The organism is Azonexus sp. IMCC34839, from assembly GCF_047047955.1.
GTDB lineage: Bacteria > Pseudomonadota > Gammaproteobacteria > Burkholderiales > Rhodocyclaceae > Azonexus.
The window spans coordinates 2,673,331-2,686,405 of sequence record NZ_CP150631.1; the positions used below are offsets into that span (position 1 = coordinate 2,673,331).

The window sequence follows — 13,075 nt, forward strand, 5'->3', positions numbered from 1 at the left end:
GCTCAGTAACCTGCTTTCGGCTTGTCGCCAGTGCTTGCCGTTTCGCCAGCCTTCTTCTCGGCTGCGCGGGCATGGGCATCGCCCACAGCCTTGGCGGCTTCCGGCGGCATGTAGTTCTCGTCGTGCTTGGCCAGCACTTCGCTGGCGGTGAACGTGCCGGTTTCGGTCAATTTGCCTTGAGCGACGACGCCTTTGCCTTCCTTGAACAGGTCGGGGAGGATGCCCTTGTAGTTCACCGTGATGTCCTTGTCGGTATCGGTGACGACGAAGCGGATGGTCACGCCGTCGGCCTCACGCGCCAGGCTGCCTTCCTTGACCAGGCCGCCGATACGGAAGGGCTTGCCGGCCGGTGCCTTGCCGGCCGCCACGTCGGTCGGCGAGATGTAAAGGGCGATGTTGCTGTTCAGCGCATTGAGCACGAGGGCAGCAATGATGCCGATGATGGCGAGGGCGCCGCCGATCAGCGCGAGTTTCTTGTGACGGGTTTTCATTCGGTAGGGGTCCTGCTTTCTGCCCTTAGCTGACGTTTCAGGCGGGCGATGGTGGTCTTTTGATTGCGCGCGACGAGAATCGGTTCAATGGCCATGATGGCTGCGGTGACGCCGAAGGAGCCCCAGACGTAGAGGCCGTAGCCGCCCATCGCGATAAAGTCGGAAAAGCTGTTCCAGTAGATCATTTCTCGCCTCCTGTCAGGATGGCCTTGACCCAGTCGGTGTGCCGCTCGCGTTCGAGCATGATGGTACGTACGCGCATGAAGGCGACGGCGATGGAATACATCCAGAAGCACATAGCCATCAGCAACATGCCCCACAGCATGGTTTCGGCCATCGACGACTTGGTCAGGTTGACGCTGGAGCCCTGGTGCAGGGTGTTCCACCACTTCACCGAGAAATAGATGATCGGCACGTTGACCACGCCGACCAGCAGCAACAGGCCGCCCGCCTTGTCGGCGCGGCGCGGGTCGTCAATGGCGGCGGTCAGCGCCATGTAGCCGATGTACAGGAAGAGCAGGATCAGTTCTGAAGTCAGGCGGGCGTCCCACACCCACCAGGTGCCCCACATCGGCTTGCCCCACAGGGCGCCGGTCCACAGCGACAGGAAGGCCATCAGTGCGCCGGTTGGGGCCAGCGCCTGCGCCATCATGCCGGAGAGGCGGGTGTTGAAGGCGAGACCGATGGCGGCCCAGAAAGCCATTACCAGATAGATGAACATGGACATCCACGACGCTGGGACGTGAATGAAGATGATGCGGTAGCCCTCGCCCTGCTGGAAGTCGGTCGGTGCGACCAGCATGCCGAGATACAGTCCGGCCAGGCCGAAGACGATCGAAATGGCGGCGAAGTAGGGAATCAGCGCGCCGGCCAACGGATAGAAGGTGGCCGGTGAAGCGAATTTATAGAGATTGAAGCGATCTTTCATTCGAGGGCGATCTTCAAGGCGGCGGCCGACGCCCAAGGGGCGAAGCCGGTTGCGGCAAAGGTAATGGCGGCGAGCAGTGACAGATGTCCTTCTCCCCCGAGTCCGGACACGGTCGCGTCAACCGCGCCAGCGCCGAATATTAGCACCGGGATGTAAAGCGGCAGCACGAGCAGCGATAGCAGTACACCGCCGCCACGCAGGCCGAGGGTCAGTGCCGCGCCGATGGCGCCGATGCCGGACAGCGCCGGGGTGCCGAGCAGGATGGCGCCAGTCAGCACGATGAGGGCGTCGGTGGAAAGGTCGAACTGGATGCCGAGCACCGGTGCGATCAAGGCCAGCGGCAGGCCGGAGACCACCCAGTGAGCGATCACTTTGCCCGTAACAACCAGACCGAGCGGATGTGGCGCCAAGGCTAGCTGTTCGAGTGTGCCGTCGCGATGGTCGTCAGCGAACAGGCGGGGCAGCGACAGCATGGTGGCGAGCAGGGCGGCGACCCACAGCACGCCGGGGGCGAGCTTGCGCAACAGGTCCGGTTCCGGCCCGATGCCGAGCGGAAAGAGGCTGACCACGATGATGAAGAAGAAGATGGCCGAGACGATGTCGGCCTGACGGCGCATGGCCAGCTTGAGGTCACGACCGATGACGGCCAGGATGATTTTCAGCATCGTCCGACCTCAGGAAAGGCGCAGTTCGCGCACGGTGCCGGCCGGAATGTCGACCAGCTGGTGTGTCGTCATCACGGCCAGGCCGCCACGTTGCAGGTGGGCGGAAATCAGCCCGGCGAGCCAGTCCACCGCAGCCACGTCGAGGGCGACGAAGGGTTCGTCGAGCACCCACAGTGGACGGCGTTCCTTGACCAGTCGGGCCAGCGCGACACGGCGCTTCTGGCCTTGCGAGAGGTACTTGCAGGCCAGATCCTCGCGGCCGGCCAGGCCGACCTGCTCGAGAGCATCCAGCGCATCGTCTTCCGACAGTTCTTCGTCGGCTAGGCGGGCAGCGGCGAGCAGGTTTTCCAAGGGGGTCAGCTCTTCCTTGATGGCGTTCAGGTGGCCGAGATAGCACAGGTCGGCGCGGAAATCCTCGCCGGCGGAGCGGATCGATTGCCCCTTCCAGCGAATTTCGCCGGCTTCCGGCGGCAGCAGGCCGATCAGCATGCGCAGCAGGCTGGTCTTGCCCGCGCCGTTCTTGCCTTGCAGATAGAGCAGTTCGCCGGCTTCCAGTTTGAAGCCGAGGCCTGCGAACAGGCGGCGCTCGCCGCGCACGCATTCCAGATTGTCAGCTTCAAGCATTTAGAAAAAACCGCGAAAAATCAGGCGCAAATTATGAACGCGCCAGTTTACCGGCAGATTGATGATCATCAAACAAATCGGGCAACAAAAAACGGGGGCGGCTGCCCCCGTCGTCATGGGCGTTCGTCCTTACTTCTTCTCGAACGGCGTTGGGCGCGGTGTTGCGTCGGAAGAGGGCGGCAGGATGGGCAGCTTGAAGTTCGGCTGGTCGCCGGTCAGGGTCTTCAGGAAGGCAACGACCTTGGCATTTTCATCGGCCGTGAACTTCTTGCCGAGCTGAATGCGGGCCATGGTGTCGACCGCCTCGGGCAGGGTGTTGGCGGCACCGTCGTGGAAGTACGGATAGGTCATTTCAACGTTGCGCAGGGTTGGCACCTTGAAGTTGAAGCGGTCGGCGTCCTTGCCGGTAACTGCCGAACGACCTTCGGCCGGGCTGGAAGCCTTGTAGGCTTCGACAAGACCCATCTTCTGGAAGGAATTGCCGCCGACGGCCGGGCCATTGTGGCAGGCGACGCAGCCGCTGTCCTTGAACAGCTTGTAGCCTTCCAGTTCCATCTTGCTCAGGGCCTTCTTGTCGCCTTTCAGCCATTTGTCGAAACGGGAGTTGGGGGTGACCAGGGTTTCCTCGAAGGCGGCGATGGCCTTCGTCACCATGTCAATGTCGATCTGCTCTTTGCCGAAGGCTTTCTTGAAGTCGGCAACATAGCCCGGGATAGATTGCAGCACATTGATGGCCAGCGTATGGGTGAAGGCCATTTCGCCCGGATTGGCGATGGGGCCGCCGGCCTGAGCCTTGAGATCGGCCGCCCGGCCGTCCCAGAACTGGGCGAGGTTGAGGCTGGAATTGAGGACGGTCGGGGCATTGATCGGGCCTTCCTGCCAGTTGTGGCCGATCGAGGTCTTGATGTTGTCGGTGCCGCCCATTGACAGGTTGTGGCAGGAATTGCATGAGATGAAGCCTGACTTGGACAGGCGCGGGTCGAAATAGAGTTTCTTGCCCAGTTCGACCAGGGGTGGGTTGCTTACCTTGGCTGGCTGGATGGGTTGGATCGGTTCCTTTTCGGCGGCCATGGCGAGGCTGGTGGATCCGGCGAGCAGCAGTGAAACAAAAACGGAAAGCGTGCTTCTTTTCATTTGCATTCTCCCTTGTAAAAAACATTCGGTCCGGGCATTGTCCCCTCGGTGGTCATGGTAGTATTGATCCAAGTCAATGATTTTTATGGGTTTTGTTTATAGGGGTTATAGCTTTCCCCTATAGATAGAAGGGGCATTAGACCTCGCTAAATTACTCAGGAGAGCAGCAAATGACCTTAACCGAGTTGCGTTACATCGTGGCTTTGGCGCAGGAAAGAAGTTTCAGCCGGGCGGCCGAACGTTGTTCGGTCAGTCAGCCAACATTGAGCGTCGCCATCGCCCGTCTGGAAGACGAACTGGGCGTACAGTTGTTCGAGCGCGGCAAGGGCTTCGTCAGTCCGAGTGCGGTTGGCGTGCGCGTCGTCGAGCAGGCGCAGCAGGCGTTGAAAGAAGCGGACAAGGTGCGCCAGATCGCCATGGTCGGGCGCGACCAGCTGGATGGGCCGTTGCGCCTCGGCGTCATTCACACCATTGGTCCCTATCTGCTGCCGCAATTGATCCAGTCCTTGAAGCAGGTGGCGCCGCACATGCCGCTCGCCATCGAGGAGAACATGACCTCCAACCTGGCCGAGATGCTGCGCGAGAACGAGGTCGATGTCGTGATCATCGCCTTGCCCTTCGATATTCCGGGCGTGCTGACGCGGCCCATCTACGACGAATCGTTCAAGGTCATCGTGCCGCGCGGCCATGGGTGGGAAAACAAGGCGCGCATCGCGCCGGAAGAAGTGGCTGGCGACGAGGTGTTGCTGTTGAAGGCGGGCAACTGTTTCCGCGACCAGGTGCTGGGTGCTTGCCCGCAGGTGAGCAGTCCGGAGACCGACGTTCGCCTCGGCCATTCCATTGGCACGATCCGCTGCATGGTGGCTTCCGGGCTTGGTGTGTCGGTGCTGCCCGATGGGGCGTTGCGCCATCCTTATAGCAACGACCTGATCAGTGTCATTCCCTTCACCGAGCCGGAGCCGTCGCGCCGTATTGCGCTGGCCTGGCGGACCGGTTTCGTGCGGCCGAAAGCCATGGATGCGCTGGTGGCGGCGGTGCAGGGGTTGAACAATCCGGCCTATCGACTGATCCACTGATTTTTGTCCGTTTTTCACGGTGCACCGCAGCAGTGTGGTTTTGTGGTTTGCAGAGTGGAAACCAAGTAATCACTTGTCTCGCCCTTCGCTGTTTTGCTGGCGCCAAACCGACTGGCGAAGGGTTTGATTTAAATCAATAAATCACATTTCTCCCGGCGTTGGCACGTGCTTTGCGATGCCGCAACGTCCAATGCGAAAAACGAACGGGGGAAAACAAGTGACCGAGACTTTTTATGAAGTGCTGCGCCGGCAGGGCATTACCCGGCGTAGCTTCCTGAAGTTCTGCAGCCTGACCGCCACCTCGCTGGGGTTGGGCAGCGCCGCCGCGCCGCGCATCGCTCATGCGCTGGAAACCAAGCCGCGCACGCCGGTGATCTGGTTGCACGGCCTGGAATGCACCTGCTGTTCCGAGTCCTTCATTCGTTCGGCCCACCCGCTGACCAAGGATGTCGTGCTCTCCATGCTCTCGCTCGATTACGACGACACGCTGATGGCCGCCGCCGGGCATCAGGCCGAGGCGATCATCGAAGAGGTCAAGAAGAAGTACAAGGGCAACTACATCGTCGCCGTCGAGGGCAATCCGCCGCTCAACGAAGACGGCATGTTCTGCATTCACGGCGGCCGTCCGTTCGTGGAAGTGCTCAAGGAAACCTGCGCCGACGCCAAGGCCATCATCAGCTGGGGCGCCTGTGCGTCCTACGGCTGCGTGCAGGCCGCCAAGCCGAATCCGACGCGCGCGACGCCGGTGCACAAGGTCATTTCCGGCAAGCCGATCATCAACGTGCCGGGCTGCCCGCCGATTGCCGAGGTGATGACCGGCGTCGTGACCTACATGCTGACCTTTGACCGCATTCCCGAGCTGGATCGCCAGGGTCGCCCGAAAATGTTCTACGGCCAGCGTATCCACGACAAGTGCTATCGCCGCGGCCACTTCGATGCCGGCCAGTTTGCCGAAGCCTGGGATGACGAAGGCGCACGCAAGGGCTATTGCCTGTACAAGATGGGCTGCAAGGGGCCGACCACCTACAACGCCTGCTCGTCCATGCGCTGGAACGGCGGCGTCAGTTGGCCGGTGCAATCCGGTCACGGCTGTATCGGCTGCTCGGAAGAAGGTTTCTGGGACAAGGGCTCGTTCTACGACCGCGTCACCTCGATCACGCCGTTCGGCGCCGAATCGAACGCCGACACCATCGGCAAGGCTGCTGCCGGCACGGTGGGCGCTGCGATTGCCGCGCACGCCGCCGTCACCGCGCTGGCCCGCGCTCGCCAGAAGGCCGGCGAACAAGAAAAACAGGGGGAATAATTCATGTCAGCCTACGAAACTCAAGGCTTCAAGCTGGACAACTCTGGCAAGCGCGTCGTCGTCGACCCGGTTTGCCGCATCGAGGGCCACCTGCGGGTGGAAGTGAACCTCGATGACAAGAACGTCATCCGTAACGCCGTCTCCACGGGCACCATGTGGCGCGGCCTGGAAGTGATCCTCAAGGGCCGCGATCCGCGCGACGCCTGGGCCTTCACCGAGCGCATCTGCGGCGTCTGTACCGGTACGCACGCCCTGACCTCGGTGCGCGCGGTTGAAGATGCGCTGAACATCAAGATTCCGGAAAACGCCAACACCATCCGCAACCTGATGCAGCTGAATCTCTATATTCACGATCATCTGGTGCACTTCTACCATCTGCATGCGCTCGACTGGGTCGATGTCGTCTCCGCATTGAAGGCCGATCCGAAGGCCACTTCGGCACTGGCGCAGAGCATTTCCAGTTGGCCGCTGTCGTCGCCGGGCTATTTCCGCGACATCCAGAACCGCCTGAAGAAGTTCGTCGAATCGGGCCAGCTCGGCCCCTTCATGAATGGCTACTGGGGCAACCCGGCCTACAAGCTGCCGCCGGAAGCCAACCTGATGGCCGTGGCGCACTACCTCGAAGCCCTCGATTTCCAGAAAGAGATCGTCAAGGTTCATACCATCTTCGGTGGCAAAAACCCGCACCCGAACTGGCTGGTCGGTGGCGTGCCCTGCGCCATCAACCTCGAAGGCACGGGGGCGGTCGGCGCGGTGAACATGGAGCGCCTGAACCTGGTCAAGAGCATCATCGATCGCTGTACCGAGTTCGTCGAACAGGTCTACATTCCCGATCTGCTGGCCATTGGCTCCTTCTACAAGGGCTGGTTGTACGGTGGCGGCCTGTCGTCGAAGAACCTGCTCTCCTACGGCGATATCCCGCAGAAGGCCAACGACTACACCTCGGGCAACCTGCTGCTGCCGCGAGGCGCGATCATCAACGGCAAGCTCGACGAGATTCATCCGGTCGACCTGAAGGACCCGGAACAGGTACAGGAATTCGTCGCTCACTCCTGGTACAAGTACCCGGACGAAACCAAGGGCCTGCACCCGTTCGACGGCGTCACCGAACCCAACTTCGTGCTCGGCCCCAACACCAAGGGCACCAAGACCAACATCAAGGAGTTGGACGAAGGCGGCAAGTATTCGTGGATCAAGGCGCCGCGCTGGCGCGGCCACGCCATGGAAGTCGGCTGCCTGCCGCGCATGGTGCTGGGCTATCTGCAACCGAAGCAGTATCCGGAAATCCACGGTCTGGTCGAAGGCGCGCTGAAGAAGCTCGATGTGCCGGTCACCGCTCTGTTCTCGACCCTCGGCCGCACCGCAGCGCGCGGTCTGGAAACGGCCTACTGCGTCAAGCTGCAGCAACAGCAGTTCGACAAGCTGATGACCAACCTCAAGGCTGGCGATCTGAACACCGCCAACATCGAGAAGTGGGAACCCAGCACCTGGCCGAAGGAAGCCATGGGTGCCGGTTTCACCGAAGCCCCGCGCGGCGCGCTCGGCCACTGGATCAAGATCAAGGACACCAAGATCGACAACTACCAGTGCGTCGTCCCAACGACCTGGAACGGCGGTCCGCGTGACCACAAGGGTCAGATCGGTGCCTTCGAGGCCTCGCTGATGGACACCCCGGTGGCCAAGGCGGACGAGCCGCTGGAAATCCTGCGCACCCTGCATTCCTTCGACCCCTGCCTGGCTTGCTCGACGCACGTGATGAGCCCGGACGGTCAGGAAATGACCTCGGTCAAGGTTCGCTAACCGCGTCCCGGAAAGGAGGCAATCATGCTCTCTCAACAGGACATGCTGGAGGCCGAACGGCACGGTAAACAAGTCCGTTCGATCTATGTCTACGAAGCCCCTGTGCGCTTGTGGCACTGGGTCAATGCGCTGGCCATGGTGGTGCTGGCGGTGACCGGTTACTTCATCGGCAAGCCCTTGCCGACAGTGCCCGGCGAAGCCGCCGAGAACTTCCTGATGGGCTATATCCGCTTTGCCCATTTCGCCGCGGCCTACATCTTCGCGATCGGCCTGCTCGGTCGCGTCTATTGGGCCTTTGTCGGTAACCATCACGCCAAGCAGATCTTCAAGCTGCCCATCCTGAACCCGCAATGGTGGAGTGAAGTCTTCTTCGAACTGCGCTGGTATCTCTTCCTGGAGAAATATCCGAAGAAATACGTCGGTCACAACCCGATGGCACAGTTGATGATGTTCTTCTTCTTCACGGTGCTGGCCGTCGGCATGGTGTTCACCGGCTTCGCGCTGTACAGCGAAGGCGCCGGTCTGGGTCACTGGAGCGACGTGATGTTCGGCTGGGTCATCCCGATGCTGGGCGGCTCGCTGCAGGTGCATGGCCTGCACCGGCTGGGCATGTGGATCATGATGACCTTCGTCGTTGTCCACGTCTACGCCGCGATCCGCGAAGACATCATGAGCCGGCAATCGTTGATCTCGACCATGATCTCCGGCTGGCGGATGTTCAAGGACTGATGGTCATGCTTACCAGGGCCGCGTTGTCGGCGTTTGCCGTGCAGTCGTACGGTTTGTGCGCTGCCGCCTTGCCCTGGTCGCGCCTGGCCAACAGTCGGAATTAAGGTTTACCTTGCGTTGGCCCCGGCTCGCACCCTCACGCGACCGGGGCGTTTTTTTCGGAAGATGACGATGGATTCAAAACGCATTCTGGTGCTCGGTATCGGCAACCTGCTGTGGGCCGATGAAGGTTTCGGCGTGCGTTGCGTCGAGGCGCTGAACGAAGGCTGGACCTTCCCGCCGCAAGTGACGCTGATGGATGGCGGTACGCAGGGGCTCTACCTGCTGCCTTACGTGCAGGAAGCCGATTGCCTGCTGGTCTTCGATGCCGTCGATTACGGCGACGAGCCGGGCACGATGCGCGAAGTGGTCGGCGATCAGGTGCCGCGCTTCATGGGGGCCAAAAAGATGAGCCTGCACCAGACCGGCTTTCAGGAAGTCCTGATGGCCGCCGAGTTGACCGGCAAGCTGCCCAAGGAGCTGGTGTTGATCGGCGTCCAGCCGGAAGAACTCGAAGACTACGGCGGCAGCCTGCGCGACGTGGTCAAGGCGCAGATGGTGCCGGCCTTGAACAAGGCACTCGACTGGCTGGAACAGTGGGGCGCCGCGGGCCATTTGCGCGACGGCGATGCCGAACCGATCACCGATGCCGCGCTGGCCATCGACGTCTACGAAGGCGAGCGGCCGTCGGCCGACCTGGCTTATCGCCTGGGCGATGCCCGTTTCCTCAATATGGAGTCGGTCTGATGTGCCTCGGCATTCCCGTCCAGGTCATCGAAACCGGTGCTCATTTCGCCCGTTGTGCCGGGCGTGGCGGCGAGGTGCGTGTCGACCTGTCATTGGTCGGCCCACAGCCGGCCGGCACCTGGCTGCTGACCTTTCTCGATGCGGCGCGCGAAGTGATCGAGGCTGAGCGTGCCGCGGCGATCAATGCCGCACTCGATGCCCTGACCGCCGCCCACAGTGGCGAAACCGATTTTTCCGCCTTCTTTGCCGATCTCGACCGCGAACCCCAACTACCCGAATTCCTGAGGACCCCACAATCATGAGCCTCGAACTCAAAGCCGGCCCGACCTCGCTCGAGCGCCTGGAAACGGCCATCGGCCGCATGGAGCAAAAACACGGTTTTTCGCGTGTGCACCGCAGCAGTGACGTATTTCCTTCTGGTTTGGTCGCGCTGCTGCTCACCGACGACCCGCAGCGCAACCTCGAAGTGCTCGACGCCTGCGTCATCCTGCCTGAGGCGTTGAAGCCGCTGGGCGACAGCATCGCCCGTTGCGTCGCCGGGGCCGAGTTGGCGGCCGAACTGCTCGCCCGCTACGGCGTGGCGCGTGCGCCGGCCGTCGTCTTCCTGCGTGATGGCGAATTCGTCGGCGTGCTGCAAGGCATTCGCGATTGGAGCGAATATCAGGCCGAAGTCGCTCGCCTGCTGAACGGCCCTGCCCAGCCCAAACCCATCGGTATTCCCGTCCGCGCCGCCACGTCTCAAGGAGCCTGTGCATGAACCCGGCCAGCCTGCGTCCCTTCCCGATTTCCGTCGTCGCCATGGGCCCCGGCTCGCAAGGCGAGGAAGCTCCGGATTACCTGCCCATGCCCAAGGGCATGGAAACCTTCCACCAGCCGCGTCTGCCGGAAGGGGCTTCGGCCGAATCGGTGGCGCGTGCCGCCGTGCTGCTGGCCGATTTCGTCGATAACGCCGAACGCCTTGGCTTCGCCGGCGGTGCGCAATTCGACCTGCTTGCTGTCGATCCGGAAGTGCGTGAAGTGATCAACCAGTCGCTCGGTTTCGGCGAAGTCAGCGCCTTCACCACCGCGCCGGAACACTGGCGCGTGCAGGAAAGTGCCTTTGCCGGTGTCTGGCGCGTCTTGCAGGTCGGCGAGGATGGCCGCTTCCTGATCGACCGCCTGGAAACCGGCCCGGTGCCGGCGGTGCTGATCGATTCGATGCGCCGTACCGCGACCAGCGGCCTGCAGCCGCCCGAATACCCGGCCGGTTGCATGAACGCCCAGGCGCTGGTCGAGGAAATCCGCCAGCAGGCCGCCGCGTACCAGCCCGGCCAGTCGGCGCACGTGATCAACCTGACCCTGTTGCCGGTCAGCGATGCCGATCTCGATACCCTGTACGGCTGGCTCGGCCACCGCGAAGTGTCCATCCTGTCGCGCGGCTACGGCAATTGCCGCATCACCAGTACGCGTCTGCACGACGTGTGGTGGGTTCAGTATTTCAACTCGATGGATGCCTTGATCCTTAACTCCATCGAGGTGGTCGCCATGCCGGACGTGGTGCTGGCCTCGGACGAGGATTTCGCCGATTCCGTCGAGCGCCTGCGCGAATATCTCGACATGATGGCGGAACCCCTTTAAGTTTCCGATATGCGTTTCGAAGGCTCCTTCCTCAACGTCAAGCCGGACGACAAGCTCGAATGCGGCATCTGCTGGTGGGTTTACGATCCGACGGTGGGTGACGATGTGCGCGGCATACCGCCGGGCGTTTCCTTTGCCGAGCTGCCGGATGACTGGCATTGCCCCGGCTGCGATGCGCCCAAGCACAAGTTCATGGTGCTCGGCGCATGAGGCTCTGGGCCGACGATCCATCGTTGTACCTGGAAAGTGTTTTTGCCGACATCGCGGCAACGCGCATGGCTGGCGTACCGATCTGTAACCCGGCATTGCAAGTCGAGGCCATCGGCTTTCGTCGGGCCGAGGACGGGCATTGGGCCGGCGTCATGATCACGCCGTGGGCGATCAACCTGCTGCGCCTGCGCGGGCACGAAGAAAACTGGCCGGAGCTGGCCGCGACGAGCAAGTATGATTGGCGCTTTCCTTCCGGCAATTACGAGTTCACCGTGGCCCACGAAGATCGACTCGGTACTTACCACCTCTGTTCCCTGTTTTCCCCGGCGGTCGAATTGGAGTCGCATGATCAGGCCCGGTTGACCGCCATTGCAGTCGGCGAAGCCTTGTTTGCCGCACCCTTGGCACCGCCGCCCGTCGTGGCCGACGCGCCGCGCAGCCGGCGTGCTTTCCTGGGGCTGCGGGGGTGAATTCGGCGGGAATACTGACCGTCCGCGCAAACTGGGTCGAAGGGCGAGTCGAGAATCTGGCGGTCGAGCTGCGCCGGCCGACCGTGACCCGCCTGTTCATCGGCCAGTTGCCCGACGCTGTCGTGAAGACGGTGCCCTATCTGTACACCCTGTGCGCCGAGGCGCAACGTACGGCCGCTCAGTGCGCCGTCGCTGCCGCACGCGGCGAGCCGCCCTTGCCGGCCGACGACCGGGCGCTGTGGCTCGAGCTCCTGCACGAAAACCTTTGGCGCCTGCTGCTCGACTGGCCGACCGCGCTTGGCCTGGCCAAAGAGAAGGATGCCTTCATCGAATGGCGGGCGGAGCGCCAGGGCGACAAGGGCTTGACCGTGACCCAGCACTTGCTGGAAAACACCCTGCGCCCGCTCTCTGAAAAATGCCTGGAAAGGCTCGTGCACCGCAGCAGTGCTGCGATGCCGGTGACCGGCTTCGATGCCGAAGGCTGGCTGGCCTTCTGGCGTGGTGAAGCCGATCATAGGCCGGCCATCGTCGGTCCGAGCTGTGTGGCAGCGGCCTACCGTGCGCGCCTGGTCGATGTCGAGCAGGCGGTCGCGGCCTTGGTTGAGCGTGCCCCTTATCCCATCGTTCATGCCGGCGGCCAGGGTTGGGGCGTCGGTCAAGTGCTGACGGCGCGCGGCGTTTTGACCCATGCCATACACGTCGAGGAGGGTTTGGTGGCAAATTACCGGGTGCAGGCGCCGACCGACGGTTTTTTCGCCGATGCCGTGCCGCTCGCCGCCTTGCTGGCTGAGCGGACGTTCGCGGATGGCGAGGCAGCCCGACAGGGCATCGAGCAGGCTATTTTGGCCCTCGACCCTTGCCTGCCTTACGAATTGGAAGTGGATTGAAACATGCATGAAATGTCTTTGGCCGAAGGTGTGATCCAGCTGGTGGAAGACACCGCGAAGCGCGAGAATGCGCAACGGGTCAAGCTGGTGGTGCTGGAAATTGGCAAGCTGTCGTCGGTCGAGCCGGAGGCGCTGCGCTTCTGCTTCGATGTCGTCACCAAGGGCGGCATTGCCGACGGGGCGCGGCTGGAGATCGTCGATGTGCCGGGCAGCGGCTGGTGCATGCAATGCGCGGCGACGGTATCGGTCGGCGAGCTGTATGGCGCCTGCCCGACCTGCGGCAGTTATCAGGTGCAGCCCACGGGGGGCACCGAAATGCGGGTCAAGGAAATCGAAATCGAATAATCGGGAGACA

The 13,075-nt window shown here is 62.3% G+C and carries 18 protein-coding genes; 12 read left to right on the forward strand and 6 right to left on the reverse strand.

The features are described 5' to 3' along the window. Nucleotides 1-2 precede the first annotated feature (2 nt). The 6 genes from ccmE to WIF35_RS13025 all read right to left on the reverse strand — a co-directional run bounded on the left by ccmE (nucleotide 3) and on the right by WIF35_RS13025 (nucleotide 3,842). A complete protein-coding gene (gene ccmE, locus WIF35_RS13000; RefSeq protein WP_412478641.1) occupies nucleotides 3-491 on the reverse strand; it encodes a cytochrome c maturation protein CcmE in 489 nt (162 codons plus the stop codon). Then, entirely contained in the window at nucleotides 488-676 is a 189-nt protein-coding gene (gene ccmD / locus WIF35_RS13005; protein ID WP_412478642.1) for a heme exporter protein CcmD, read from the reverse strand. The genes ccmE and ccmD overlap by 4 nt, the downstream gene beginning before the upstream one ends. Continuing rightward, nucleotides 673-1,419, reverse strand: a complete 747-nt coding sequence (ccmC, locus tag WIF35_RS13010) for a heme ABC transporter permease CcmC (protein ID WP_412478643.1) — start codon at nucleotides 1,417-1,419, stop codon at nucleotides 673-675. Before ccmC ends, ccmD begins: the two co-directional genes overlap by 4 nt. Continuing rightward, nucleotides 1,416-2,084 carry a heme exporter protein CcmB gene (gene ccmB, locus WIF35_RS13015; RefSeq protein ID WP_412478644.1) on the reverse strand — a complete coding sequence of 223 codons (669 nt, stop codon included), beginning with the start codon at nucleotides 2,082-2,084 and terminating at the stop codon, nucleotides 1,416-1,418. Before ccmB ends, ccmC begins: the two co-directional genes overlap by 4 nt. Before the next feature lie 9 nt (nucleotides 2,085-2,093). Continuing rightward, nucleotides 2,094-2,708, reverse strand: a complete 615-nt coding sequence (gene ccmA, locus WIF35_RS13020; RefSeq protein WP_412478645.1) for a cytochrome c biogenesis heme-transporting ATPase CcmA — start codon at nucleotides 2,706-2,708, stop codon at nucleotides 2,094-2,096. Between the two features lie 129 nt (nucleotides 2,709-2,837). Next, nucleotides 2,838-3,842, reverse strand: coding sequence for a cytochrome-c peroxidase (locus tag WIF35_RS13025; RefSeq protein ID WP_412478646.1), 1,005 nt, complete (start codon nucleotides 3,840-3,842; stop codon nucleotides 2,838-2,840). A 170-nt stretch (nucleotides 3,843-4,012) separates the two neighbouring features. Between WIF35_RS13025 and WIF35_RS13030 the strand changes: the two genes are divergently transcribed. From WIF35_RS13030 to hypA, 12 genes are all read left to right on the forward strand, one after another. Then, nucleotides 4,013-4,918, forward strand: a complete 906-nt coding sequence (locus WIF35_RS13030; RefSeq protein ID WP_412478647.1) for a hydrogen peroxide-inducible genes activator — start codon at nucleotides 4,013-4,015, stop codon at nucleotides 4,916-4,918. 217 nt (nucleotides 4,919-5,135) lie between these two features. Then, nucleotides 5,136-6,221 (forward strand): hydrogenase small subunit, encoded by a 1,086-nt coding sequence (locus WIF35_RS13035; RefSeq protein ID WP_412478648.1) that lies wholly within the window; start codon nucleotides 5,136-5,138, stop codon nucleotides 6,219-6,221. Nucleotides 6,222-6,224: 3 nt separating this feature from the next. Next, on the forward strand, nucleotides 6,225-8,021 hold the full coding sequence (locus WIF35_RS13040) for a nickel-dependent hydrogenase large subunit (protein WP_412478649.1): 1,797 nt from the start codon (nucleotides 6,225-6,227) through the stop codon (nucleotides 8,019-8,021). Between the two features lie 24 nt (nucleotides 8,022-8,045). Beyond that, complete coding sequence (cybH, locus tag WIF35_RS13045) at nucleotides 8,046-8,750, forward strand: Ni/Fe-hydrogenase, b-type cytochrome subunit (RefSeq protein ID WP_412478650.1); 705 nt, start codon at nucleotides 8,046-8,048, stop codon at nucleotides 8,748-8,750. A 171-nt stretch (nucleotides 8,751-8,921) separates the two neighbouring features. Further along, nucleotides 8,922-9,536, forward strand: a complete 615-nt coding sequence (locus WIF35_RS13050) for a HyaD/HybD family hydrogenase maturation endopeptidase (protein ID WP_412478651.1) — start codon at nucleotides 8,922-8,924, stop codon at nucleotides 9,534-9,536. Beyond that, complete coding sequence (locus tag WIF35_RS13055; protein WP_412478652.1) at nucleotides 9,536-9,838, forward strand: HypC/HybG/HupF family hydrogenase formation chaperone; 303 nt, start codon at nucleotides 9,536-9,538, stop codon at nucleotides 9,836-9,838. The genes WIF35_RS13050 and WIF35_RS13055 overlap by 1 nt, the downstream gene beginning before the upstream one ends. Then, the gene (locus WIF35_RS13060; protein ID WP_412478653.1) at nucleotides 9,835-10,293 is read left to right on the forward strand and encodes a hypothetical protein; all 459 of its coding nucleotides are present in this window, start codon (nucleotides 9,835-9,837) and stop codon (nucleotides 10,291-10,293) included. Before WIF35_RS13055 ends, WIF35_RS13060 begins: the two co-directional genes overlap by 4 nt. Beyond that, nucleotides 10,290-11,153: a hydrogenase expression/formation protein gene (locus tag WIF35_RS13065; RefSeq protein WP_412478654.1), complete on the forward strand. Its 864-nt coding sequence runs from the start codon at nucleotides 10,290-10,292 to the stop codon at nucleotides 11,151-11,153. Before WIF35_RS13060 ends, WIF35_RS13065 begins: the two co-directional genes overlap by 4 nt. A gap of 9 nt (nucleotides 11,154-11,162) precedes the next feature. Further along, the gene (locus WIF35_RS13070) at nucleotides 11,163-11,363 is read left to right on the forward strand and encodes a rubredoxin (RefSeq protein ID WP_412478655.1); all 201 of its coding nucleotides are present in this window, start codon (nucleotides 11,163-11,165) and stop codon (nucleotides 11,361-11,363) included. Continuing rightward, nucleotides 11,360-11,833, forward strand: a complete 474-nt coding sequence (gene hybE, locus WIF35_RS13075) for a [NiFe]-hydrogenase assembly chaperone HybE (protein ID WP_412478656.1) — start codon at nucleotides 11,360-11,362, stop codon at nucleotides 11,831-11,833. The genes WIF35_RS13070 and hybE overlap by 4 nt, the downstream gene beginning before the upstream one ends. After that, a complete protein-coding gene (locus WIF35_RS13080) occupies nucleotides 11,830-12,720 on the forward strand; it encodes a hypothetical protein (protein WP_412478657.1) in 891 nt (296 codons plus the stop codon). The genes hybE and WIF35_RS13080 overlap by 4 nt, the downstream gene beginning before the upstream one ends. Nucleotides 12,721-12,723: 3 nt before the next feature. After that, on the forward strand, nucleotides 12,724-13,065 hold the full coding sequence (hypA, locus tag WIF35_RS13085; RefSeq protein WP_412478658.1) for a hydrogenase maturation nickel metallochaperone HypA: 342 nt from the start codon (nucleotides 12,724-12,726) through the stop codon (nucleotides 13,063-13,065). Nucleotides 13,066-13,075 lie beyond the last annotated feature (10 nt).

Bases quoted from the DNA above. Each gene is read 5' to 3' on its own strand.
- hypA (WP_412478658.1), top strand. From the start codon at position 12,724: ATGCATGAAATGTCTTTGGCCGAAGGTGTGATCCAGCTGGTGGAAGAC.
- ccmC (WP_412478643.1), bottom strand. From the start codon at position 1,419: ATGAAAGATCGCTTCAATCTCTATAAATTCGCTTCACCGGCCACCTTC.
- WIF35_RS13060 (WP_412478653.1), top strand. From the start codon at position 9,835: ATGAGCCTCGAACTCAAAGCCGGCCCGACCTCGCTCGAGCGCCTGGAA.
- WIF35_RS13050 (WP_412478651.1), top strand. From the start codon at position 8,922: ATGGATTCAAAACGCATTCTGGTGCTCGGTATCGGCAACCTGCTGTGG.
- cybH (WP_412478650.1), top strand. From the start codon at position 8,046: ATGCTCTCTCAACAGGACATGCTGGAGGCCGAACGGCACGGTAAACAA.
- WIF35_RS13070 (WP_412478655.1), top strand. From the start codon at position 11,163: ATGCGTTTCGAAGGCTCCTTCCTCAACGTCAAGCCGGACGACAAGCTC.
- hybE (WP_412478656.1), top strand. From the start codon at position 11,360: ATGAGGCTCTGGGCCGACGATCCATCGTTGTACCTGGAAAGTGTTTTT.
- ccmE (WP_412478641.1), bottom strand. From the start codon at position 491: ATGAAAACCCGTCACAAGAAACTCGCGCTGATCGGCGGCGCCCTCGCC.
- ccmD (WP_412478642.1), bottom strand. From the start codon at position 676: ATGATCTACTGGAACAGCTTTTCCGACTTTATCGCGATGGGCGGCTAC.
- WIF35_RS13040 (WP_412478649.1), top strand. From the start codon at position 6,225: ATGTCAGCCTACGAAACTCAAGGCTTCAAGCTGGACAACTCTGGCAAG.
- WIF35_RS13055 (WP_412478652.1), top strand. From the start codon at position 9,536: ATGTGCCTCGGCATTCCCGTCCAGGTCATCGAAACCGGTGCTCATTTC.
- ccmA (WP_412478645.1), bottom strand. From the start codon at position 2,708: ATGCTTGAAGCTGACAATCTGGAATGCGTGCGCGGCGAGCGCCGCCTG.
- WIF35_RS13025 (WP_412478646.1), bottom strand. From the start codon at position 3,842: ATGAAAAGAAGCACGCTTTCCGTTTTTGTTTCACTGCTGCTCGCCGGA.
- WIF35_RS13030 (WP_412478647.1), top strand. From the start codon at position 4,013: ATGACCTTAACCGAGTTGCGTTACATCGTGGCTTTGGCGCAGGAAAGA.
- ccmB (WP_412478644.1), bottom strand. From the start codon at position 2,084: ATGCTGAAAATCATCCTGGCCGTCATCGGTCGTGACCTCAAGCTGGCC.
- WIF35_RS13065 (WP_412478654.1), top strand. From the start codon at position 10,290: ATGAACCCGGCCAGCCTGCGTCCCTTCCCGATTTCCGTCGTCGCCATG.